The sequence below is a fragment of the Streptomyces yongxingensis genome (assembly GCF_055597465.1).
This window is the reverse complement of sequence record NZ_CM145717.1, coordinates 1,020,026-1,041,373: the sequence shown is the minus strand read 5'-3', so window position 1 is coordinate 1,041,373 and position 21,348 is coordinate 1,020,026. Positions and strand designations below refer to the sequence as shown.

20 protein-coding genes and 1 pseudogene are annotated in these 21,348 nt (G+C 72.2%); 6 read left to right on the top strand and 15 right to left on the bottom strand.

The window, feature by feature from the left end:
• Positions 1–2 precede the first annotated feature (2 nt).
• The 10 genes from ACZ6TD_RS04725 to ACZ6TD_RS04680 form a co-directional block, all read right to left on the bottom strand.
• On the bottom strand, positions 3–815 hold the full coding sequence (locus ACZ6TD_RS04725) for an IclR family transcriptional regulator (RefSeq protein WP_471350947.1): 813 nt from the start codon (positions 813–815) through the stop codon (positions 3–5).
• 150 nt (positions 816–965) lie between these two features.
• Positions 966–1,286 carry an indolepyruvate ferredoxin oxidoreductase subunit alpha gene (locus ACZ6TD_RS04720; RefSeq protein ID WP_471350944.1) on the bottom strand — a complete coding sequence of 107 codons (321 nt, stop codon included), beginning with the start codon at positions 1,284–1,286 and terminating at the stop codon, positions 966–968.
• Position 1,287: 1 nt separating this feature from the next.
• On the bottom strand, positions 1,288–2,310 hold the full coding sequence (locus ACZ6TD_RS04715) for an NAD(P)/FAD-dependent oxidoreductase (RefSeq protein WP_471350940.1): 1,023 nt from the start codon (positions 2,308–2,310) through the stop codon (positions 1,288–1,290).
• A gap of 212 nt (positions 2,311–2,522) precedes the next feature.
• Positions 2,523–2,918, bottom strand: coding sequence for a hotdog family protein (locus ACZ6TD_RS04710; RefSeq protein WP_137981649.1), 396 nt, complete (start codon positions 2,916–2,918; stop codon positions 2,523–2,525).
• Positions 2,915–3,451: a hypothetical protein gene (locus tag ACZ6TD_RS04705; RefSeq protein ID WP_471350937.1), complete on the bottom strand. Its 537-nt coding sequence runs from the start codon at positions 3,449–3,451 to the stop codon at positions 2,915–2,917. Before ACZ6TD_RS04705 ends, ACZ6TD_RS04710 begins: the two co-directional genes overlap by 4 nt.
• The gene (locus tag ACZ6TD_RS04700) at positions 3,448–4,230 is read right to left on the bottom strand and encodes an IclR family transcriptional regulator (protein WP_471350934.1); all 783 of its coding nucleotides are present in this window, start codon (positions 4,228–4,230) and stop codon (positions 3,448–3,450) included. Before ACZ6TD_RS04700 ends, ACZ6TD_RS04705 begins: the two co-directional genes overlap by 4 nt.
• Positions 4,231–4,246: 16 nt before the next feature.
• Positions 4,247–5,110 (bottom strand): alpha/beta fold hydrolase, encoded by an 864-nt coding sequence (locus ACZ6TD_RS04695; RefSeq protein ID WP_471350931.1) that lies wholly within the window; start codon positions 5,108–5,110, stop codon positions 4,247–4,249.
• A complete protein-coding gene (locus ACZ6TD_RS04690) occupies positions 5,107–6,069 on the bottom strand; it encodes a DODA-type extradiol aromatic ring-opening family dioxygenase (protein WP_471350928.1) in 963 nt (320 codons plus the stop codon). Before ACZ6TD_RS04690 ends, ACZ6TD_RS04695 begins: the two co-directional genes overlap by 4 nt.
• On the bottom strand, positions 6,066–7,148 hold the full coding sequence (locus ACZ6TD_RS04685; protein WP_471350926.1) for a deacylase: 1,083 nt from the start codon (positions 7,146–7,148) through the stop codon (positions 6,066–6,068). The genes ACZ6TD_RS04690 and ACZ6TD_RS04685 overlap by 4 nt, the downstream gene beginning before the upstream one ends.
• A 550-nt stretch (positions 7,149–7,698) precedes the next feature.
• Entirely contained in the window at positions 7,699–8,916 is a 1,218-nt protein-coding gene (locus ACZ6TD_RS04680; protein WP_471350924.1) for a Rieske 2Fe-2S domain-containing protein, read from the bottom strand.
• A 293-nt stretch (positions 8,917–9,209) separates the two neighbouring features.
• Here ACZ6TD_RS04680 and ACZ6TD_RS04675 point away from each other — a divergent pair, with 293 nt between their 5' ends.
• On the top strand, positions 9,210–10,163 hold the full coding sequence (locus tag ACZ6TD_RS04675; protein ID WP_471350921.1) for a quinone oxidoreductase family protein: 954 nt from the start codon (positions 9,210–9,212) through the stop codon (positions 10,161–10,163).
• A 27-nt stretch (positions 10,164–10,190) separates the two neighbouring features.
• Here the strand turns inward: ACZ6TD_RS04675 and ACZ6TD_RS04670 are convergent, their stop codons facing one another.
• Positions 10,191–10,589: a hotdog family protein gene (locus ACZ6TD_RS04670; protein WP_471350919.1), complete on the bottom strand. Its 399-nt coding sequence runs from the start codon at positions 10,587–10,589 to the stop codon at positions 10,191–10,193.
• On the bottom strand, positions 10,586–11,062 hold the full coding sequence (locus ACZ6TD_RS04665; RefSeq protein ID WP_471350917.1) for an FAS1-like dehydratase domain-containing protein: 477 nt from the start codon (positions 11,060–11,062) through the stop codon (positions 10,586–10,588). The genes ACZ6TD_RS04670 and ACZ6TD_RS04665 overlap by 4 nt, the downstream gene beginning before the upstream one ends.
• 144 nt (positions 11,063–11,206) lie before the next feature.
• On the opposite strand from ACZ6TD_RS04665, the gene ACZ6TD_RS04660 reads away from it, so the two are divergent.
• Genes ACZ6TD_RS04660 through ACZ6TD_RS04650 form a run of 3 tightly spaced genes read left to right on the top strand, consistent with a single transcriptional unit; the run spans position 11,207 to position 15,909 of the window.
• Positions 11,207–12,076, top strand: coding sequence for an alpha/beta fold hydrolase (locus tag ACZ6TD_RS04660; RefSeq protein WP_471350915.1), 870 nt, complete (start codon positions 11,207–11,209; stop codon positions 12,074–12,076).
• Positions 12,077–12,094: 18 nt separating this feature from the next.
• Positions 12,095–14,395, top strand: a complete 2,301-nt coding sequence (locus ACZ6TD_RS04655) for a CaiB/BaiF CoA-transferase family protein (protein WP_471350913.1) — start codon at positions 12,095–12,097, stop codon at positions 14,393–14,395.
• Positions 14,392–15,909 (top strand): AMP-binding protein, encoded by a 1,518-nt coding sequence (locus ACZ6TD_RS04650; RefSeq protein WP_471350910.1) that lies wholly within the window; start codon positions 14,392–14,394, stop codon positions 15,907–15,909. The genes ACZ6TD_RS04655 and ACZ6TD_RS04650 overlap by 4 nt, the downstream gene beginning before the upstream one ends.
• On the opposite strand, the gene ACZ6TD_RS04645 is transcribed toward ACZ6TD_RS04650, so the two are convergent.
• From ACZ6TD_RS04645 to ACZ6TD_RS04635, 3 genes and pseudogenes are all read right to left on the bottom strand, one after another.
• Entirely contained in the window at positions 15,854–16,678 is an 825-nt protein-coding gene (locus ACZ6TD_RS04645; protein WP_471350908.1) for an alpha/beta fold hydrolase, read from the bottom strand. The genes ACZ6TD_RS04650 and ACZ6TD_RS04645 overlap by 56 nt on opposite strands.
• Before the next feature lie 187 nt (positions 16,679–16,865).
• Positions 16,866–17,045, bottom strand: a pseudogene (locus tag ACZ6TD_RS04640) (hypothetical protein); the annotation flags it as partial.
• Between the two features lie 219 nt (positions 17,046–17,264).
• Complete coding sequence (locus ACZ6TD_RS04635) at positions 17,265–18,326, bottom strand: Lrp/AsnC family transcriptional regulator (protein WP_471350905.1); 1,062 nt, start codon at positions 18,324–18,326, stop codon at positions 17,265–17,267.
• Positions 18,327–18,450: 124 nt separating this feature from the next.
• Between ACZ6TD_RS04635 and ACZ6TD_RS04630 the strand changes: the two genes are divergently transcribed.
• Together ACZ6TD_RS04630 and ACZ6TD_RS04625 are read left to right on the top strand one after the other, a co-directional pair.
• Positions 18,451–19,776, top strand: a complete 1,326-nt coding sequence (locus ACZ6TD_RS04630; RefSeq protein ID WP_471350903.1) for a metal-dependent hydrolase family protein — start codon at positions 18,451–18,453, stop codon at positions 19,774–19,776.
• On the top strand, positions 19,776–21,347 hold the full coding sequence (locus tag ACZ6TD_RS04625) for an AbgT family transporter (RefSeq protein ID WP_471350901.1): 1,572 nt from the start codon (positions 19,776–19,778) through the stop codon (positions 21,345–21,347). Before ACZ6TD_RS04630 ends, ACZ6TD_RS04625 begins: the two co-directional genes overlap by 1 nt.
• Position 21,348: the final 1 nt, after the last annotated feature.

Genomic DNA, 21,348 nt, shown 5'->3' with positions numbered 1-21,348 from the left:
GGCTACGGCTCGGCGCGGTACGCCTCGATCACCGCGAGACGGGTGGTGACGGCCTCCGCGGCGTTCCGCAGCGCCGCCAGAGTGCGGGGGACGTTGTGGCGTGCCGTGGCGGCGACGACCGACAGCGCGCCCAGATAGGCGCCGTCCCGTGGCCCGCGTACGGGCACGGCCACGGCGGAATAGCCGAGCCGGTGCTCCTCGGAGTCGGTGGCGTAGCCCTGCTCCTTGATGCGGGCGAGTTCGCCCGGGAGCCGGTCGGCGGTGAGGGTGCGGGCGGTCATCCGGCGCATGCGGGGGACCAGCCGCGCCAGCGGGTACTGGTCGGGCAGCAGGGCCAGGGTGAGCTTCCCCGGGGCCGTGCTGTGCAGTTGGAGCAGCCGTCCGCCGACCGAGGCACCGGCCCGGTTGCGGTGGCGGCCGGCGTTGTCGATGCACAGCAGGTCGGTGCCGTTCGGCACGGACAGGCTCACGGGGCTGTCGAGGGCCTGCGCGAGGTTCTCCATCACCGGCCGCGCGGCGTGGCGCAGGGTGCGCTGCCGGGGCGCGCGCAGGCCGATCGCGTACAGCAGGAGGCCGAGCCGGTAGTGGGAGCCGTCCCGCTCCAGCAACTCGCTGGCGACGAGGTCCTGGCACAGCCGGTGCACCGTGGCCTTGGCCACCCCGGTGCGCGCCGTCAGCTCCGTGAGGCTGAGGGAGAGGTCCCCGTCGCCGAAGGCCGACAGGATCAGTCCGACCTTGCCGAGGACGGACTTGGGGGACCGCCCGTCCGGCTCGGCTTCCTCGCCGTTGCCACGAGGTACCGCCGCAGTCGTCACGACATGCCCTCCTCGCCTGCCGGTGTGCCTCGATCAAGGCCGCCATGTGTGCTGAGGATGGCCAATATAGATATCTTTTTGCCTGGTAGGAATGGTGGGAGGGGTCGGAATTCGGCGGGGGTCAACCCGATCTCGCGGCCGGTGATCCGCTCATCGGCCCCCCACCAGGGCGGTGTCGACCCCCAACGGGCCGACCGACCCGGCGCCACCGGGAGCGCCCAGCGGGGCGTCCCGGCCGGGCAGGACCTCCTCGAAGAACCGCCGGTTGTCCGCGCGGTGCTCGGGGTCGGCCTTACGGTCCACGGTGATCGCCTGCTCCGGGCAGGCGATCTCGCAGGCGCCGCAGTCGATGCACTCCACCGGGTTGATGTACAGCTTGCGTTCGCCCTCGTAGATGCAGTCGACCGGGCACTCCTCCATGCAGGACCGGTCCATGATGTCCACGCAGGACGCGCCGATGACGTAGGCCATGTCAGTTCTCCTTCTCGGTGGAATGCCCGGGGAACAGTGCCGCCTCCGGGTCGATGACCGTGGCGGCGTTGTTGACGGCCGTGGCGGCCTCGCCGAAGCCGACGGAGATCAGGCGCACCTTGCCCGGGTAGTCGGTGATGTCGCCGGCCGCGAAGACACGGGGGAGGTTGGTGGCCATACGGGTGTCCACGGCGATCCGGCGCGCTTGCAGGGTCAGGCCCCACTCCCGCAGCGGGCCGAGGTCCGCGATGAAGCCGAGGGCCGCCACCACGGTCTGTGCCGGGAGGCGCGTGGTGTCCTTGGTGGTCCGGTGGCGGATCTCGACCTCCTCCAGGTGTGCGGCGCCGTACAGGCCGCTGACCTCGGAGTCGGTGAGCAGGTCGATGCCGAGCGCCTGGACCTTCTCCACCGACGCGCGGTGGGCGCGGAACCGGGCGGTGCGGTGCACCAGGCGGACCGAGCGCGCCACGGGGGCCAGCAGGGCCGCCCAGTCGAAGGCGCTGTCGCCACCGCCGACGACCACCACGTCATGACCGGCGTGGGCGGCGGGGTCGGGCACGAAGTACACCTGCCCGCGGCCGAGGAAGTCCTCCCCGGCGGGGAGCGGGCGGGGGGTGAAGGTCCCCACGCCTCCGGTGATCACGACGGCCCCGGCCCGTACCGCCGTCCCCCGGTCGCTGCGGACCACGGGCAGGCCGTCGCCGTCGTAGTCCAGCGCCACCGCGCGGTGGCCGAGGAGGTAGCGGGCGCCGTGTGCCCCGGCCTGCGCCACCAGGTTGTCCACCAGGTCGCGACCGCGCACCGAGGCGAATCCGGCGATGTCGAAGATGGGCTTCTCCGGATACATCGCGCTGATCTGGCCGCCCCGCTGGGGCAGCACATCCATCACGGCCACGCGCAAGCCCCGGAAGCCCGCGCAGTACGCGCCGTACAGGCCCGACGGGCCGGCGCCGATGATCAGGATGTCCGTCTCGACCACCGCCGCGTCCTCCGCGGCGACCGGCTCATCGTTGAGAACGCTCATGGTCGAGGAGCGTAGGCAGGCCGCGATCACGGTCCAATGGAATCGGTCCGCCTGCCGGGACAGCGCCGCAGAACCCGTTCGGGCGCCGCACCCCGGAGACGCCGAAGCGGCCTCGGACACGCGGAAGCGGCCCCGGACACGCCGAAGCGGCGGCACCCAAGGCCCCCGCGGCCCTGAGTGCCACCGCTCCCGCGCCCGGACGCCCCGGGCCGTCATCCGGCGCGCGTCACCTCCACCGTCCCCGTGACGCACTCCGAGCCGTCGGCCTTGAGGATGCGCGCGTCGAGCCGGACCCGGGCGCCCTCCACCGACGACACCGTCGCGGCCCAGGTCAGCCGCTCACCGGCCACCGCCGTGGCGACGTTGCGCCATGCCACCGACTCCAGCCGGGCGCCCGGCCCGGCCCACTCCAGGGCGTGCCGGCTGAGCATCTCGCCGTGCAGCGTGGACTGCACGACCGCGTCGGGAAACCCCTCCGTGGCCGCGTACGCGGCGTCGTAATGGATCCGGTGGGCGTTCCACGACACGGCGCTGAAGCGGAACAGCTGCACACTGGTGTGCGCGTAATGGCGCGGCGGGCACTCCGCCCCGACAGCGGGCGCCGTCATCGGTCACCTCCGGTGGCGTCGAGCACCACGATCGTCTCGTCCACGGCCGCCAGCTCGCTCCCGTCGGGGCACAGAAACCGGGTGCGGACGCCCAGGAGGACGAACTCACCCGACCGCCCGCGCTTGTGCCGCGCGGAGACGACCGCACGGGCCGCCGTGATCCGCGTCCCGGCCACCGGGGACCGGGCCAGGTGCACCGACTGGCCGCCGTGCACCTGGCGCACCGGGAGGCCCTCGGTGCACGGCGACTCCCGCCGCGCCAGGCCATCCGGCCGCAGCTCGTCCTCCGGGGGGCCGTCCTCCCAGCTCATGGTGGCCGCGAGGAACAGGGCGGGCGCCTCGACGGGCCGGCCGTCCGCCTCCAGGGCGCGGGCCCGGCGGATGTACCCGCCGTCGTTGAGGGCGGCCGCGTAACGGCAGAAGTCCTTGACCGTCGGGGTGCCGCAGTCCTCGTCCCGCCACTGGCCGATCAGCTCCCGCGCCCGTGCCAGCACCTCCTCCAGAGCGGGGGAGGACACCACGGGCGCCGTCACAGCGCCGACCTCAGCGAGCGGCTGATGCCGAGACCCGCCGTACGCAGTGCGCCGGCGTGGGCGATCGCGTCCACACGGTAGGTCGGCGCCGTGATCGACAGGGCACCGGCGAGGGTGTTCTGCCGCCCGAAAACCGGTACCGCCATGCTCATGTAGCCGAGCCGCACCTCCTCCGCCTCCGTGGCGATGCCCTGCTCCCGGACGCGGTCCAGCTGGCCGCGCAGCCGGCCCGGCGAGGTGATGGTGTGGCGGGTGAACGGCTTGAGGCCGTTCCTGACCACCTCGCCGAACAGGGTGCCGGGGGAGTGGGCGAGAATCGCCTTGCCGGTCGCCGTGCAGTACAGCGGAAGCCGCCCCGCCACCCGCGACTCCTCGCTCAGCCCCCGGTGGGGCAGGATCTTCTCCAGGTACACCACGTCCAGCCCGTCGTGGATGGCGAAGTGGATGGTCTCCCGCGTGGCCAGCAGCAGATCCTCCATGTACGGCTGCGCCACCTCCCGCAGGATCCGCTGCCGGTGCACCCGCTGCCCGATCTCGAACAGCCGCAGCCCCAGCCGGTAGTTGCAGCCCGCCCGCTCCAGCAGCCCCCATGCGACCAGCTCCTGGGACAGCCGGTGGACGGTCGCCTTCGCCACGCCCGAACGGCGCACCACATCGGCGAGCGACAGCGAGTCGTCGTCGGGCGTGAACGCCTCCAGGATGGACCGGACCTTGCCGAGGACGGAGTTCATGGAGTCGGGACAGGCTCTGGTGGCGTGGTCGATGGGGACGACGGTCATGGCAGGCACCTCACGATCAGGTGGTGGAGGACGCGGCGAGGAACTCCAGGCTGAGCGGGTTGTACAGATCCGCCTTCTCGTGCTGCGGCCAGTGACCGCACTCGTTGAAGATCTCCAGACGGGCGCCGGGGATCGCGGTGGCGATGGCCTCGGCCTCGGGGACGTCCCCGAACGGGTTCTTGTTGCCCCAGACCACCAGCGTCGGCGCCTTGATCCGGGCCATGCGGTCGGGCCGCAGCAGATTGCGCTCGCGGGTGTCCGTCTCCTGGAGCGCCAGAAGATTGTGCAGGTTCCGCTGGAAGTCGGGGTGGTGGTAGATCTCGTAGCGGATCCGCGTCAGCTCCTCGCCCAGCTCCTCGTCCCAGTCGGCCCACAGCAGCCGCAGCCGGTCCCGGGTGAAGGAGATGTCGTCCTCCAGGGAGGCGCTGCGCGTGGACTTCTTCAGCCGCTCCATCACCGCCGGATTGACCTTGGTGCCGCCCATGCACAGCAACTGGAGGGAGGCGACCCGGTCCGGGTGCTCGCTCGCGGCCCACGACGCCACCCAGCCGCCCAGCGACTCGCCGACCAGATGGGCGCGCTCGGCGCCGACCGCGTCCAGATAGGCCATCAGGTGCTCGACGTAGGCCGGGATCTCGCCCGGGCGGTCGGGCTTGCCCGTGTAGCCGTGGCCCAGCATGTCGATGGAGTGGCAGCGGTAGCGCTTGGCGTGTGCCGGGATGTTCCGTACGAACGCCTCCAGGTGGCCGGTGGTGCCGTGCAGGAACACCACGTGCTCGCCGTCCTCCGGGCCGGCCTGCAGGGCGCGGGTCGTGATGTCGCCGGTCTTCACATAGGCGTGCCGGTAGTCGATGCCCGACAGTTCGGTCCAGATGCTCATGACTGCCTTTCGCTGTTCTGTGTCTGCGCGGGGTCGAGCACGGCGACCCCCATGCCGGTGAGCCACTCGGGCATCGGCTCGTAGGCCAGACGCCGGCCCGGGGCGTGGTCGAGCAGCGCGGCCATCAGCAGCCAGGTGCGCAGCTCCTGTGCGCCGTTGCCGGCCACCTTCTCCAGTTCCGCGGTGGTGTACTCGGTGAGGCGGTGGGCCTGCCCGCGTTCCAGCCAGGACAGGAACTCCTCGTCGAACCCGGGGTTGATCGCCGCCTCGGCGGCCCGGATGATCTCGCGCCGCCGGACGTCGTAGTCCTGCCAGTTCTCCCTGCCGTTGAGCCAGGCGCCGACCATGAACTCCTCGTCCTCGCCGCGCGGGTCGCGCCAGTCCGGCCAGGGCAGCCGGTGCGACAGCCCGCCGGAGCCGATGACCGCCACCCGGCGGTCGCCGGGGAACGCCAGGACCGCCTCGCGGATCGCCCGGCCCAGCCGCTCGCAGCGGTCGAGCGTGGGCAGCGGAGGCGCGAAGACGTTCACCACCAGCGGTACGAGGTCGACGTCGAGCCCGTCGAGCAGGTACTGGACGGCGTGTGACTGACCGTGGTCGATCTGGAGCCGGGCGGAGAACGCCACATCGAACCCGGACCGCTCCACCAGCGCGCCGGCCAGGTACAGGGCCAGCTCCCGGTCCACCGGCTGCGGGCCCTTCGGGGTGCCGGACTCGCCGCTGGCGAGACACTCGTCCACCCCGAGGGTGAAGCTCGGGATCAGGTCGAGCCAGAACCCCCGGAAGTGGTTGGAGCCGATCAGGACCACCGTGTCGGGGCGGGCCGCGGCCAGCGCGTCGCGCGCCTCGCCGAGCGCGTCCCGGAACCGCTCGGCGCGGTCCTTGTGGTACGTCTCCTCCCAGTGGGTGTTCATCAGCGTGCTGTGCGACGCCCCGACCCCCAGCACGATCTCCGTCATGCCACAGCACCTTCCTCCGCGTCGGCCACCTCGGCGCGGGACCGGGTGACGGTGTCCACGGCCGTGCGGATCAGATGGCGCGTGAGCCTCTCCATGGCCCGGAGCGACACGGTGTTCATGCCGCGGGCGAAGTCGATCTCGAAGGGCGCCTCCGCCACCTTGGGCATGCCGATCCGCACCGTGGGGATACCGCGGCCGCGCAGGATGTTGGCGTCGGTGGCACCGCTGTTCCCGGCGATCACCTCGTGCTCGCGCCCCTCCAGGGCCTCCCAGGCGGCCGTGGCGCTGCGGTGGATCCACGACCCGCGCGGTGTGCGGGTGCCGGGGATCGCCAGCACCATCTCCGCCCGGACGTCGAGGCCGGGCGAGGCGGCCCGCAGGGCGGCCAGCGCGCCCATGAACTCCCGCTTGGCCCGCATCGGTGTGATGTCCGGGCTGATCCGCAGGTCCACCATCAAGGTGCACACGGCGGGGGTGACCGCCGCCATCCGCGGCCAGCCGCCGCGGATCGAGGAGACGATGCCCTGGGGCGCCACCGTGCCCGAGGTGTGCCGCTCGGCGTACTCCTCGAACCACTTCTCCAGATACGCGGCCACCTCCCCGGCTCGGGCGATGGCGTTGTCGTACGGGAGCCGGTGGCGGGAGCCCGCGTAGGTGTGGGTGCCGCCGACCGTCACCTCGAACCAGACCAGTCCGACCTCGTCCCACGAGACGGTCCAGCCGGGCTTGGCGATGACCGCGTAGTCGGTCCACACGCCCTGCTCCAGCAGGAACGAACACCCGGCGCCCTGGCCGGTGTTGTGGCGCGTCCCCACGGGCCGGGCGTTGGTGGGCATGCCGCCCGCGCCGAAGGCCGCCACCAGGTCACCGGTGAGCGGGACACCGGCCCGGGAGATCGCCTCGACGGCCATCATCACGCACGCCGCGTGCCCCTTGGGGTTGGAGGCGCCGAGCCCGGTGACCAGGTCGCCGTGGACGGTGGCGGCGGGCCGCATGTCCTCGCGCAGCTCCGGGCCGATCCACGGCACGTCCTCGCTCTCCTCGCCCACGGTCAGGGTGTCGATGGGGGCGTAGAGCATGAGGTCGGGGCCGGTGCCGTCACCGGTCAGCCGCGCCCAGGCGTTGGCCTGCCGGTCGTCGAGGGGCTGGACGGCCGCGTGGCAGCCGGTGGCCCTGAGCGTGTCCGCGATGTGCGTGGCGAGCGGACCCTCGTCGCCGGTCGGACTCGGTATGTCGACAAGCCCGGTGATCAGGTCGCGTAGGCGCTCCCCGCTGACGTGCCGCCAGGCATCCTCGATCCAGGTGCGCCGCCGGACGTCCAGGGACTCAAGTCCGGTCGGGTATGCTGTGTTTTGTGCGTCGCGAGAACCAAGCACGCACATCCTCCTTGACTTCATGTCAACCGGGCTGGTTTCAACCCGGCTGGTGTTGATCGCGGAAGACCCGTCCAGGTGCCGCCTGGGTGGGCGGCGTGAGCCAGGAATCCCCCTCCCACCAGGAGGGGGAGGATTCAATGGTTGATCCTGTGGACTTGGGTCATTGTGGTGCGTGCGTAGTGCTTCCTGGCGACAGGGAGCACTACGGCGATCGCGGCTCCAGCCAGCATGGCGAGCAGCGTGCGACGCATGCTCAGACCTCCTTCTGTGCAGGTGAGTCGGTGCCCGCAGCGGCCAGCTTCTTGCCGTACTCCTCCTCGCTGAGGTTCCGCCAGGCGGTGAGCGAGACGTCGGGCCGGTAGAGCTTCTCCGGCGGCGCGTCGGTGACATCGACCATCCACGCGTCCTGGCCGGAGAACTGACCGTGGAACAGCCAGCGGATCGCCCCCAGGTACTTGGCGTAGAAGCGCAGGGTGTCCCACCCTTCGGTGAAGTTGACCATCACCCCGACATAGCGGTGGTTGCCCTCGTCCACCGGGACGTAGAACTCGTAGTGGATGAACTTGGGGTAGGCGATGCGCAGCACACCCGGCATCGACAGGGAGGCGAAGCCGGGGAACTCCTGGGCCTCGATCGTCGGGTCGATACTGTCGGCCTTGCCGGTGTTGCCGATGTTGAAGGTCTCCTTCGGCGGCTGCATCTTCCACCAGCGCTTGTTGGTCCAGCGGCCCACGCCGGGGTACTCGGCCTCCCAGTGGACCTCGTCCTGGACCCGGAAGATCCACCGGCCACGCGGCACGATCCGGGTGATGTTCCAGGTCGGCATGGGCTTGAACAGCCGCCACAGGGCCGTGCGGTGCAGATACTTGGCGTGGCCCTCGTCGAAGCCGTTCTCGCAGGCGAACCGCCAGTTGCCACCGCGCGGCTCGATCCGTCCGCCCATCACGAACGCGTTGCCGACCAGCTCCTCCGGAAGCTGGGAGTCGATCGGATGCGGCTCCTCGTCGGCGATCGGGATGTACACCCACACCATCCCGAGGCGCTCTTCGACCGGATAGGTGCGCACGCCCAGCTTCCCGGTCAGCCGGCACCCGGGGCCGTCGGTGATGACCGCGGACAGCCGCCCGGTGGGCAGGTCGAAGGTCCAGCCGTGGTACGGGCAGCTGACCGTGCCCGGAAACTGCTGATCGCCCTCCGACAGCGGCACACCGCGGTGCGGACACCGGTTGTGCAGGGCGTACGCGGTGCCGTTGTCGCGGATCAGCGCGATCCGCTCACCGCAAATGGTGAAGGGCAGCGGCTTGCCCGTGATCTGGCTGGACCAGGTGACCGGATACCAGTAGCCGCGGAAACCCGCGGCCGCGCCGTCGTAGTGGGGCCAGGACGACCAGTCCTGGCGGCCGGGTTCGGCCGGTTTTCCGCGGCGGCTCCGGACGGGGGTGGCCGTGTCGGGAGAGTCCTCGACCGTCATCGTGCGTGTCCTCCTGCTGCCGGTGTTCGGTGCACCCGAGCATCCGGCCCGGCGCGGATCCGCCCAAGGGATCCGTTCCGCTGAGCAGACCGCGCGCTCCCCGGCGGGCGACCGGACGGCGCGGCGACCGACGGCGGGCGACCGGATGGCGCGACAACCGGGCGGCGGCCGCGGCGGCGCGTCCCGCTGAGCGGACCCCGCCCGGTGCGCGGACCGGGCGGCGCGGTCTAGCGTGCGCCGGGTCCGCCCCCTCACCGAACAGGGCCGTGAGCCCGTGGATACGGAGCGAAAACGTGAGCCACCCGACGTCACAGACCCTGGTGCTGGAGGAGTTCGGCACCCTGCCGCGGCTCGTCGAGCGGCCGGTGCCCGAGCCACGCCCCGGCCACACCCTGGTGCGGATGAAGGCGGCCGCCGTCAGCCACCTCGACCTGAACGTCGTCGACGGCAAGTTCGGCATCCTCCCGGACCTGCCGGCGGTGCCCGGAACCGCGGGCAGCGGAATCGTCGTCGCCTCCGACGCCCACCCCGAGGGAAGCCTCGTCCGCCTCAGCGGCAAGGCCCTCGGACTGCGCCGCGACGGCACCTGGGGCGGCCACGCACTGGTCCCGGACGCTGCGGTGGAGGCCGTGCCCGAGGGCACGGACCCCGCTCTGGCCTGCAGCTACTTCTCCCCGGCGGGCACGGCGTGGGCCTCGGTGCACACCGTGGCGGGCGTCCGGCCCGGGGAGCGGGTCCTGGTGACCGGGGCGGCCGGTGCGGTGGGGGCGCTCACCGTACAGGTCGCGGCCCGGGCCGGAGCCGAGGTGATCGGCGTGGTGGGCCGCCCCGCCAAACTGCCGCATGTCCCGGCCCCCGCCAAGGCGCTGCTGGCCGCCGACCTGTCCGCCGACGCGATCGGCGGCCCGGTGGACGTCGTCATCGACACCGTGGGCGGGCCGGTCCTGCGCGACTCCCTGCCGCTGGTGCGCCCCCGTGGCCGGGTCGCCCTCGTCGGCTACACCGCGGGCCGTGAGTTCACCGTGGACCTGGCCGACTTCCTCCTCGCCGATGTGTCGCTGCTGCCCGTGAACCTGATGTCCCGGGGGAAGGAAGTGGCGGCCGACACCCGGCGGCTGCTCGGCGACCTCACGTCCGGCGACCTGACCCTGCCCATCGAGCGCCATCGCATCGACGGCCTGCCGGAGGCCGTGGCACGCCTGCGGTCCGGGGAGGCGGTCGGCAAGGTGGTTCTCGACTTCGGCTGAGCGCTCGCACGCCGACGCGGGGCGCGGTCACCCCATCAGCACCACGGCCGTGCCCCGGCAGCACACCACATCGCCCCGCCCACCGTGCTCGACCAGGTCCAGGGTGACCTGCCCGGTCACCGGATCGACAGCGCCGACCGTGCCGCTCACCACGAGCCGCTCCCCGGCCAGGGCCGGTGCCCGGTTCTGCCATCCGACCTCCAGGACCCGCCCGCCCGGGCCCGCGAACGACATCGCGGCACGGTGCAGCAGACAGCCGTGCAACTGCGCCATGACGACCGGTCCGTCCAGCCCCTCGGACCGTGCGAACCCGGTGTCGTAGTGAATGCGATGGGCATTGCGGGTGACCGCCCCGAACCGGAGCAGCGTGACGGCATCCGGGGTGAACTCCACCGGCGGTACGGGCTGTCCCGTGCGCACCCTCATCGGACGATGAACCTCTCCCGCACCCGGGCGAGCGTGCTCCGCTCCGCCGTGTACGTCTTCTCGACGGTCAGCAGCAGGAACGGGGCACCGCTGCCCTTGCGCTCGACGTCCGTGAGGACACGGCGGACCGCGATCCGGTCGCCCGCCCGCACCTCGCCGGTGAACCGGACCTCCTGGCCGCCCGCCATGAGCCGTACGTCCAGGCCGTCGGTGCCCGGGACCTCGTCGCGGTACATCCCGTCCGGCCGGAACTCGTCCTGGCCGGCACCGCCCGCGCCCCGCAGCAGACTCACCACGTACAGGGGATGGACGGTGAATCCGGGGTCGCCGGGGTCGACCAGCCGGGGGCTGGTCTCCCCGGCCGCGCGCGCGAACTCCGCCGCGTCCTCGGCCCGTACGACCCCCAGGTCCCGGTGGACCGGCCGGCCGATCACCGCCCTGGCCCGTTCCTCGGCCACTTCCCACGTGGACATGTGCTGCCTTTCTGCGGACGCGCATCATCGCGGACTCGATGAGCCGGGAGGCTAGCCACCGCCCGGATGCCCTCACCACGGGACCGGCCCGCTCAGCGGACCGGTCCGCTTGGGCGGAGATCACCGGCCGCACACCATCGGGACATGGACCTCATGACCATCCAGAAGCCGCCGGAGGGCGCCCACGCGGAAGCGGACGGCGTCACGTACCACTACATCGAACTGGGCACGACGGGCAGGCCGACGGTCTTCCTGCACGGCGGCGGCCCCGGGTGCACGGGGTGGTCCGACTTCGGGCAGGTGGCACCGCTGTTCGCCGAGGACCGCCACTGCTACCTCGTGGACATCCTCCAGTACGGCAAGTCCGCCAAGCCCGTCATCGAAGGCCCGATGTGGGACTACCACGCCGCCAAGACGGTGGCCCTGCTCGACACCCTGGGCATCGAGCGCGCCGACTTCGTGTGCAACTCATGGGGTGGAACCATCGCGCTGAACCTGGCCGCGAAGTACCCCGAGCGGGCCCGGTCGCTGACCATCACCGGCAGCATGCCCGTGTTCCACGGCCCGCTGGCCCCGCTGCCGGAGGGCGGCAGGCGAGGCCGCAACGCCCGCGACGTGTACTACGGCGGCACCGGCCCCTCCTGGGAGAAGATGCGGGAGCTGATCGCCCGCCTGGAGTGGTACGACCCCGACGCCATCCCCGACGCCACCGTCACCCTGCGCCACGAGCAGAGCCTGGATCCGGAGGAGACCGCTCTCGCCGGCGCCTCCGACAACCCGCGCGGCGACTGGCAGGACCTCACCGCGGAGCTCGGTGCCATCCAGGCGCCCACCCTCTTCCTCTGGGGCATGTACGACGCGTTCCTCACCCCGGACTATCCGCTGATGCTCGCCCGCATGGTCCCCAAGGGCAATCTGCACATCATGCACCACGCCTCCCACCACCCCCAGGAGGAGCGGCCGCACGCCTACTACACCGCGGTCACCGGCTTCCTGAACCAGCAGCACGACTGAGCATCCCGCGGAGGAGATGTGAGCACCCCGGCCGTACGCGTCGTCGAACTGCCCAGCCCCTTCACCCGGTTCGCGGGCCGGCTCCTGGTCGGCCTCGGACACGAGGTCGTCCTGGTCGAGCCCGAGGAGGGCGATCCGACACGACGCGAACTGAACGGCGACGCCTTCGTCCACTGGCACGCCGGCAAGCGGTCCGTCACCCCCGCGTCGCCGGAGGAGCTGCGGCGCCTGGTGGCGGGAGCCGACGTCCTCCTCGACGGGACGCCGGACGGCGCGCCGGAGGCCGTCGCGGGACTCGACCACCTCGTCCACGTCCGCGTCACCCCCTTCGGGACCGTGGGCCCCCGCAGCCACTGGCAGGGCACCGACCTGGTGGTCGCCGCGCTCGGCGGCATGCTCGCGCAGGTCGGCGACCCGGACGGGCCGCCCCTGCGCCTGCCGGAGAACCAGGCGGAGCAGCTCGCCGGGGTGCACGCCGCCATCGCCGCGCTGCTCGGACTGCGGGCCCGGCGCACGGGGCCGGGCCAGCTCGCCGACGTATCCGCCCAGGCGTGCGCGGCGGCCGCCCTGGAGGCGGGCGCCCTCGCCTATCTGCACGAGGACCGGGTGCCCGCGCGCCCCGGCCGGGTGCATCCCCTGGTGCCGCACGGGCTGTTCCGGGCCGCCGACGGCCATCTCGGCGGCGGCCTCGGCGGCAGCCCCCGCATGTGGGACGCGCTGCTGGCCTGGCTGCGCGAGGAGGGCGCCGAGGCCGACCTCGCCGAGCCGCGCTGGCAGGACCCGGTGGAGCGCAAGAAGCACCAGGAGCATGTCTTCGCGGTGGTGCAGGAGTTCGCGGGCCGGTGGCCGAAGGCCGAGTTCGCCGAGCGCGCCCAGTCCAGGAAGCTGCCGTGGGCGGCGGTCGATCTGCCGCACGAGCTACCCGGCAACCCGCAGCTCGCCGCCCGTGACTTCTTCCTCCTCGCCGGGGACCGCACCGACCTGGGCTTCCCCTTCGCCTTCCCCGAAGGCCACCGGATCAAGGAGCTGGACGTCCCGGAACGGGGCGCGGACCAGCGGCTGCTGCACGAGCACCGCCCGGCCCCGAAGGTGCCCGCGGCCTCCGCGGAAGACGCGCGGCCCGCCCTGCACGGCGTCCGTGTCCTGGATCTGACCTGGGTGCTCGCCGGGCCGTACTGCACCAAGGTGCTCGCCGACCACGGCGCCGATGTGATCAAGGTCGAGTCCCTGGGCCGTCCCGACCCCACCCGGTTCGCGCCCTTCATGCACCTCTCGCGCGGCCCGCACACCGATCCGAACACCAACGGCTACTTCAACGAGGTCAACCGCAACAAGCGCAGCCTGGCCCTCGACACCCGCACCGAGGACGGCATCGCCGTGCTGCGCGACCTCATCGCCTCCTGCGATGTGCTGGTGGAGAACTTCAGCGCCACCGTCATGACCAAACTCGGCCTGGGCTACGACACCCTCCGCGCGATCAACCCCCGCCTGGTGTACATCAGCATGTCCGGCATGGGGCACACCGGCCCGCGCAGCGGCTGGGTGTCGTACGCGGACACGGTGTCCGCCAGCTCGGGGCTCACCGGCCTGACCGGATGGGGCCCGGACGACGTGGTCGGGGTGATCTACGGCCACGGCGACATCGTCGCGGGGCTGCAGGCCGCGCTCGCCACCGTCGCCGCCCTGGAGCACCGGGAGGAGACCGGGCGCGGACAGCACATCGACCTGTCCCAGCTCGAGGCGATCGCCTCCCATATGGGCACCAGCCTGCTCCACCCCACCGAGCCCGCCGGGAACACCGATCCGCGGTGGAGCCCGCAGGGCGTGTACCGCTGCCTGGGCGCCGACAGCTGGCTGGCCGTCAGCGTCCGCGACGACACCGAATGGGCCGGGCTGTGCGGGGTGATCGGACGCCCCGATCTCGCCACCGACGACCGCACCCGCACGGCGGAGAGGCGCGCACACCACACCGGGCTGGTCGACGACGCCCTCGCCACCTGGGCCAGGACCCTGCCGGCCGACGCCGCCGCCGAACTCCTCCAGGAGCACGGCATACCCGCGGGCCCGGTGCGGGACGGCCGCGACCTCGTGGAGCACGATCCGCAGCTACGGGCCAGGGGCTTCTACGTCCGCGCGGAACACCCGGTGGCGGGGGCCTTCCTGCACGAGGGCCCGCCCATCCGGCTCATCCGCACACCCGGTGGCATCGTCAAGGCGGCACCCGTGCTCGGCGCCGACACCGACGATGTGCTGCGCGAGGTCGCGGGCCTGTCACCGGAGCGGATCCGCGCACTGCGCGAGCGCGAGGTGCTGCGGTGACCTCGCTGACGATTCCCGGGCTGCTCCAGGCCGCGGCCCGGAACCACGGGGACCGCCCCTTCCTGCGGATCGGGACCACGGTCCGCACCTACCGCGAGACACGGGAGGCCGCCGCCACCATGGCGGGGGCCCTCGCGGTCCAGGGCTGCCGCCCGGGCGAGCGCGTCGCGGCGATGACGGGCAACCGGATCGAACTCGTGGACCTGTTCCTCGGCGCCGCCTGGCTCGGCGCCGAACTGGTGCCCCTGAACACCGGGCTGCGCGGCGGCGGGCTGCGGCACGCCCTGGACCAGGCCCGCCCCGCCCATCTGCTCGCGGAGGAGGAGACGGCCGAGCGCGTGCGGGCGGCCGGGTACCGGGGGACGCTGTGGCGCGCGGGTGCGGACGGCACGCCCCGGCCGGGCGGCGGCCCGGCCTTCCCGGCGGCCCCCGTCCGCCCGGAGGACACCGCGTGTGTCCTGTTCACCTCCGGGACCACCGGCACCTCCCGCGGGGTGCGCTGCCCCCACGCGCAGTTCGTCTGGTGGGGGCGCAACGTCTCCGACGCGCTGCGCCTCACCGCGGACGACGTCCTCCACACCTGCCTCCCGCTGTTCCACACCAACGCGCTGAACGCGCTGGCGCAGGCGATGACCGTGGGGGCCTCGATCACCCTCGTGCCACGCTTCTCGGCCTCCCGGTACTGGAGAGAGGCAGCCGAAGCCGGGGCGACCGTGGTCTATCTGCTCGGCGCCATGGTGCCGATGCTGCTGGCCCAGCCCCCGGGCCCGCACGACCGTGCGCACCGGGCCGTGCGCGGACTCTCCCCGGCGACACCGGCCCACGCCTGGGGGCCGTTCCGCGAGCGGTTCGGCGTCACCCTGGTCGACGGATTCGGCTCCACCGAGACCAACCTCGTCATCGGCACGACCGCCGAGGAGCAGCGGCCCGGCTACATGGGCACCCTGCGCGAGGGCTTCGACGCCCGCGTCGTGGACGAACTGCTCGCGCCCGTCCCCGACGGCACCCCGGGTGAGCTGGTCGTCCGCAGCCACCGGCCGTACGCCTTCGCCACCGGCTACCTGGGCGAGTTGGCGGAGCCGGGGGACGGGTGGCGGCACACGGGGGACCGGGTGGTCCGCGAACCCGACGGCTGGTTCCGCTTCGTGGACCGCATCAAGGACGTGATCCGGCGCCGGGGGGAGAACATCTCCTCGTGCGAGGTCGAGACGGTCGTCCGCGGCCATCCCGAGGTGGCCGACGCGGCGGTCTTCCCCGTCCCGTCCGAGCTGGCGGAGGACGAGGTCATGGTCGCCGTGGTGCCCCGCGAGGGCGGCACGCTGGACCTGGCCGACGTGATCCGCCACTGCGAGCGCGAACTGCCCCCGTTCGCCGTCCCCCGCTATGTGGACATCCTGCGCGAACTGCCGCTCACCGAGACCGGCAAGGTGCGCAAGGCGGCGCTGCGGAGGCGGGGCGTTACCGAGACGACGTGGGACCGGGCCGCCGCCGATGCCGGTCCACCCACGCGATGACGACATCGGCGAACTCCCCGGGCAGCTGCTCGGGCGCCGGTACGTGGCCGCCGGACAGGACCGCGGTCTCGCAGCCGAGGGCCGCCTCGAACTTCTCCAGCGCGGGCAGCGAGTAGTGGTCCTCCGGCGCGCACACGGCGAGTACGGGGGCGGTGATGTGCGCCAGCCGCTCCTCCATCCGGTACCGGTACACCGCCTCGTGCCCTTCCTCCACCCGGTCCAGTACGGTCAGCGCGTCGATCACATAGCGGTGCAGCGCGGCCTCCTCGCCCGCCCGGTAGAAGCCGCGGCGCCGGTTCCACACCTCCACCAGATGCGAGCCGTCCGGCTTCGGATCGACGTGGTCGACCGGCGGGCGCGCCGGAGCCGCCGCACGCTTGGCCTCGTCCACGAAGGCCGTGGCCGAGAGCAGCAGACTGCTGACGCGGTCGCCCAGCCGGGCGGCCACCTCCACGGCCACCACCCCGCCCGTGTGATGGCCCACCAGGTGGAAGGCGTCCAGCCCGAGCGCGTCGGCCAGCGCCTCCACCCCGTCGGCGAACCTCTCGATCGAGTGCGGCCCCTCGGGCTTGGCCGAGGCGCCGAACCCCAGGGTGTCCATGGCGATCGCCCGGTGTGCCCGGCCCACCAGGGGCAGCACATCGGCGTACTCGGTCCAGGACCGCGGCGTCTGATGCAGCAGCAGCACCGCCTCGCCGGACCCGCACTCCGCATAGTGCAACTGCCCAAATTGGCTGGGCGCATAGCCCCGCCGCACCGTGTCCGCCATCGCTGTGCCCCGCCTTCCGTTTGACGTGAACCGCTCGCCCACTGTCGTCGCCACCGAGCGGGCGTGGCCAGGAGTACGGTCCGCTGTCCGGACCCCGGGTGGCCACGGCGATCACGGTCACCAGCAGGATGCCGAGCAGACCGGCCACGCCCGCCTCGGCCAGCCAGTTCAGCCACATGTTGTGCGCGTGCACGAACGTCCTGCCGCCGGGTACAGCGGCGGAGACGGCGTCACCGGCCCGCCCAAGACCGACCCCGAGCGGATGGTCCACGGCCAGATCCACGGCCGCCTTCCACGCCCGGCCCCGGACCCCGAGCGCGTCACCGGCCCGCGACACCGGTGCGGCAGAAGCCGGTCGGCACCTCATCGGTCACCTGGGCGAACGCCGAAGTGGCCGATGGCCGTAGCCACCAGCGGAACGGCTTGGACTGTCGCGCGCACAGGTGCCATGGCGCCCCAGAGTGTCCGGCCGCGGGTACCTGCAGATGGCACCCACACGAACGCCGGACAGCACCTTCACGTCCGGTGTGCCCCGTCGGCCGGTTCCGACGAGGTGACCGCCCGACGCGGACCGTGTGCCCGTGCCTCAGGTGGCGGTGGCACTCCCGGCAGCGGGGGCGGCGAAGGGGCGCAGGGGGACGATGCCCACGCTGTGGCCGTCGCGGTCCAGCAGCCGGCCCATGTGCTTGACGGTGCGCAGCACCACCGAGCGGTCCTCGATGGTCAGCCGCGGCAGCCGCCTCGACAGATGCGCCTCGAAGGCGTGCACATCGCCGGACGCGCGCAGCCAGACGTCGATGACGAGGTTGTGCGGGCCCGCCGTGATCGCACACGACCGCACCTCCCGCACCCCGGCCAGCGCCCGGCTGGTCTCCTCCAGCCGCTCGGCCGGTACGGACGCGAAGTACACCGCGGACAGCGGCCACCCCGACAGCGGCCGGGCGAGGTCGCAGCGCAGGCTCACCCGTGAGCAGAGCAGCGTCCGCAGCCTTCGGCGGACCGTGGTCAGCGGCGCGTCGGCGCGCTCCGCCAGATCGCTGATCGCCATGCGGCCGTCGACGCTCAGCAGCTCCAGGAGCCGCACGTCCAGGGGGTCCCAGGCGGTCGTCCCCGACGGGAGCGGTTCGGTCGGCGGGAGCGCCGCCTGGAGCCGGTCGCACTGCGCGGTGTCCAGCGCGCGGAGCCGCCACCGGCTGCCCTCGAAGGGCAGGGCCGTCGTCACATGGGTACGCGTCGCCCGCACTCCCGGCGCACCACGGAAGAGGACGGTGGTGAGCTGGGAGAGCTCACCCAGGTCGGAAGCCTGGAGCGCGATCACCAGATCCCGGCTTCCCGCCGTGAGCTTGACGTTCGCCACCGAGGGCTCGGCCGCCAGGGCCTCGGCCACGTCCTCGCCGACCCCGGGCTCGGCGTCGACCTCGACGATGCCGGTCACCACGATCCGCGAGTCGGACAGCCGGGGGTAGGCGGTCACCCAGGCCAGCCCCGCCTCCTGGAGCCGGTGCCAGCGTCGCGCGGCCGTCACCGGGTTCACCCCGAGAACATCACCGACGAGAGTCCATGGGGCCCTGGGGTGGATCTGCAGTGCGTGTATGAGGCCGCGATCCAGCTCGTCCAGGTCATGCGCGGCGAAATCCTGCGTGTGCATGGGCGGCGCTTTTCTGCGTATCGCATGTGAATCTCGATGGAATGCTGCATGATAACACCCGAAACACACGATGGATCGACACTCCTCCCCACCAGTTCCCTCAACGAGGAGTGAGATCGAGCTCATGACGGAACCCACCACGTCCGAGACCACCAGGACCGCTCTGCGCGTGGAGAACGCCACGTTGGTCGACGGTACCGGGGCGGCCCCGATCGCGGACGCCGTCGTCATCGCCGACGCCGAAGGAACCATCACCTACGCGGGCCCGGCGGCCACCGCGCCCCCGGCCTCCGGCGACGCCTTCACCGGCCGTGTCATCGACGCGGGCGGCCGCACCGTGCTGCCGGGTTTCTTCGACTGTCACACCCACCTCGCCTACGCCCATGCCACACCGCCCGGCCGCCGTGGTGAACTCGACCCGGTCCTGGTCACCTTCGACACCGCCACCCGCATGCGGCAGACCCTCGACGCGGGCATCACCACCGCCCGGGACCTGGGCGGCCTGTCCACCGGGTACCGCACCGCCGTCGAGACCGGGCGGATCGAGGGCCCCCGGCTGCACACCGCCGTACGGATCATCAGCCACACCGGTGGCCACGCCGATGTGCGCCTGCCCGACGGCACCGACCTCAGTGGCGGGGAGATGTCCGAGCTCGCCGACACCGAGGACGAGGCGCGGCTGGCCGTGCGCAAGGTGCTGCGCGCGGGGGCCGACTTGGTCAAGATCTGCGCCACCGGTGGCATGGGCAGCCCCTATGACCAGCCGGACGACGAGGGCCTCCTGGAGGAGGAGATCCGCGCCGTGGTCGATGAGTGCCGGCGCCACGGCGGCAAGCCGGTGGCCGCCCACGCCCAGGGCAACGCGGGCATCCTCAACGCCATCCGCGGCGGGGTCACCAGCATCGAGCACGGCTACGGCCTGGACGACCGGGCCCTGGAGATGGCGGGGGAACGTGGCGTCTTCGTCGTCCCGACCCTCTCCACCGTCTTCGCGGGCATCAACAAGGCCACGATGGAGCCCTATCACTACGAGAAGAAGGTGCGCTGGTCCGGCATCACCAAGGAGAACATCTCCCGCGCCATCGAGCAGGGGGCCAGGATCGCGCTCGGCACCGACGCCGCCGTCTGTCCGCACGGACAGAACCTGATGGAGCTCTCCTACCTCGTGGACCTGGGCATGGACCCCATGGACGCCATCGTGGCCGGTACCCGGACCGCCGCCGAACTCCTCGGCGTCGCCGACCGGCTCGGCACGCTGGCCCCCGGCCGCGTCGCCGACCTCGTCGTCTGCGAGGGCGATCCGCTCGCGGACATCAGTGTGCTCGGCGATCCCGCCAACGTGGTGTGCGTCGTGCAGGACGGACATGTCCGCAAGGACACCAAGGGCCTCCTGCCCAAGGACACCAAGGGCCTCCTGCCCTCGGCCACGCCAGCCGGAGAGCGGCCCTGATGCCGGCCGTGACCGGGCTCCCGGCCCCGGGGGGCACCTCACCGGACAAGGAGCGGCGTGGCGGGCTCGACCGTGTGCTCTCCTTCATCGAACGCGCCGGCAACGCCCTGCCCAACCCCATCGTCCTGTTCGCCGGGCTCTTCGCGCTGCTGGCCGTCGTCTCCACCGTCCTCGCCCTCGCCGGTGTCTCCGTCACCGTCCCCGGCACCGACGACACCAAGTCCATCGGCGGGCTGCTCACCGGTGAGGGGCTGCGCTGGCTGCTGGAGAACCTGATCCCCAACTTCGCCACGTTCCCGCCGATCGGCGCCGTGCTGGTGCTGATGATGGTGGTCGGACTCGCGGAGAAGACCGGTCTGCTGGAGACCGCGATGCGGGCCACGCTGGCCCGGGTGCCGCGTGCCGCGCTGCCGTACGCGGTGGCGATCATCGCCAGCCAGGCACACATGATGAGCGACGTCGGCGCCATCGTGCTGCCACCACTGGCGGCCCTGGTGTTCAAGAGCGCCGGACGCCATCCCGTCGCGGGCCTCATCGGCGGCTTCGCCTGTGTCACCGCGGGCTACGCGGCCGGGTTCACCATCGGCTCGCTGGACGCCCTGTACGTGGGCATCACCCAGCAGGCGGCCTCGGTGCTCCCGGCCGCCGAGGGCCTCCATATCCATGTGCTCATCAACTACTTCTTCACCGCCGCCAGCAGCGTCGTCCTGGGGCTGCTCGGCGGATTCCTCATCAGCCGTGTCCTCGAACCGCGCCTGGGTACCTACCAGGCGGCCGACGGCGAGACCACGGGGGAGGACCTGTCGCTCACCCCGGTGCAGCGCAAGGGGCTCGCGGTCACCTGCGCCGTCGTCGGTGTGTATCTGGCGGCGGTCCTCGCGCTGTGGCTGCCGCCCGGCGCCCCGCTGCGTGGGGAGGGCGGGGCCTTCGTCCCCTCGCCGGTGCTGACCGGTGTCGTCCCGGTGCTCTTCGGCGCCTTCCTGCTCGCCGGGCTCACCTACGGCTTCACGGTCAAGCAGCTCACCGGCACCGAGGACGTGGTCACCGCCATGACCGACTCGGTGAAGAACATGTCCGGCTACATCGTGATGATGTTCTTCGCCGCCCAGGTCATCGCGGTCTTCACCTGGTCCAACCTCGGGGTGCTGCTGGCGGTAAAGGCGGCCGCGCTGTTCAACTCCATCGGCGTGACGGGCTTCTGGGCGATCATCGCGTTCGTCCTGCTGGCCTCCTGCCTCAATCTGGTGATCCTCTCCGGATCCGCCCTGTGGTCCCTGGTCGGCCCCGTCTTCATCCCGGCCTTCATGCTCATGGACATGAGCCCGGCCCTCAGCCAGGCGGCCTTCCGCATCGGCGACTCGGCGACCGGCGCCATCACCCCGATGAACCCGTATCTCCTCCTGGTCCTGGCGATGGTCCGCGAATACGAACCGGAGGCCCGCCTGGGGACCCTCATCTCCCGGCTCGCCATCTTCGTGGTGCCGTTCCTGGTGGTGTGGCTGGCGATCCTCGGCATCTTCTACGGCCTGGACCTGCCGCTCGGCCCCGGAGCGTCCATCGGCGTCAAATGAC

Bases quoted from the DNA above. Each gene is read 5' to 3' on its own strand.
- ACZ6TD_RS04645 (WP_471350908.1), bottom strand. From the start codon at position 16,678: ATGGCGGACACGGTGCGGCGGGGCTATGCGCCCAGCCAATTTGGGCAG.
- ACZ6TD_RS04685 (WP_471350926.1), bottom strand. From the start codon at position 7,148: ATGCTCTACGCCCCCATCGACACCCTGACCGTGGGCGAGGAGAGCGAG.
- ACZ6TD_RS04670 (WP_471350919.1), bottom strand. From the start codon at position 10,589: ATGAGGGTGCGCACGGGACAGCCCGTACCGCCGGTGGAGTTCACCCCG.
- ACZ6TD_RS04665 (WP_471350917.1), bottom strand. From the start codon at position 11,062: ATGTCCACGTGGGAAGTGGCCGAGGAACGGGCCAGGGCGGTGATCGGC.
- ACZ6TD_RS04715 (WP_471350940.1), bottom strand. From the start codon at position 2,310: ATGAGCGTTCTCAACGATGAGCCGGTCGCCGCGGAGGACGCGGCGGTG.
- ACZ6TD_RS04700 (WP_471350934.1), bottom strand. From the start codon at position 4,230: ATGACCGTCGTCCCCATCGACCACGCCACCAGAGCCTGTCCCGACTCC.
- ACZ6TD_RS04635 (WP_471350905.1), bottom strand. From the start codon at position 18,326: ATGCACACGCAGGATTTCGCCGCGCATGACCTGGACGAGCTGGATCGC.
- ACZ6TD_RS04660 (WP_471350915.1), top strand. From the start codon at position 11,207: ATGGACCTCATGACCATCCAGAAGCCGCCGGAGGGCGCCCACGCGGAA.
- ACZ6TD_RS04630 (WP_471350903.1), top strand. From the start codon at position 18,451: ATGACGGAACCCACCACGTCCGAGACCACCAGGACCGCTCTGCGCGTG.
- ACZ6TD_RS04680 (WP_471350924.1), bottom strand. From the start codon at position 8,916: ATGACGGTCGAGGACTCTCCCGACACGGCCACCCCCGTCCGGAGCCGC.
- ACZ6TD_RS04720 (WP_471350944.1), bottom strand. From the start codon at position 1,286: ATGGCCTACGTCATCGGCGCGTCCTGCGTGGACATCATGGACCGGTCC.
- ACZ6TD_RS04710 (WP_137981649.1), bottom strand. From the start codon at position 2,918: ATGACGGCGCCCGCTGTCGGGGCGGAGTGCCCGCCGCGCCATTACGCG.
- ACZ6TD_RS04695 (WP_471350931.1), bottom strand. From the start codon at position 5,110: ATGAGCATCTGGACCGAACTGTCGGGCATCGACTACCGGCACGCCTAT.
- ACZ6TD_RS04690 (WP_471350928.1), bottom strand. From the start codon at position 6,069: ATGACGGAGATCGTGCTGGGGGTCGGGGCGTCGCACAGCACGCTGATG.
- ACZ6TD_RS04625 (WP_471350901.1), top strand. From the start codon at position 19,776: ATGCCGGCCGTGACCGGGCTCCCGGCCCCGGGGGGCACCTCACCGGAC.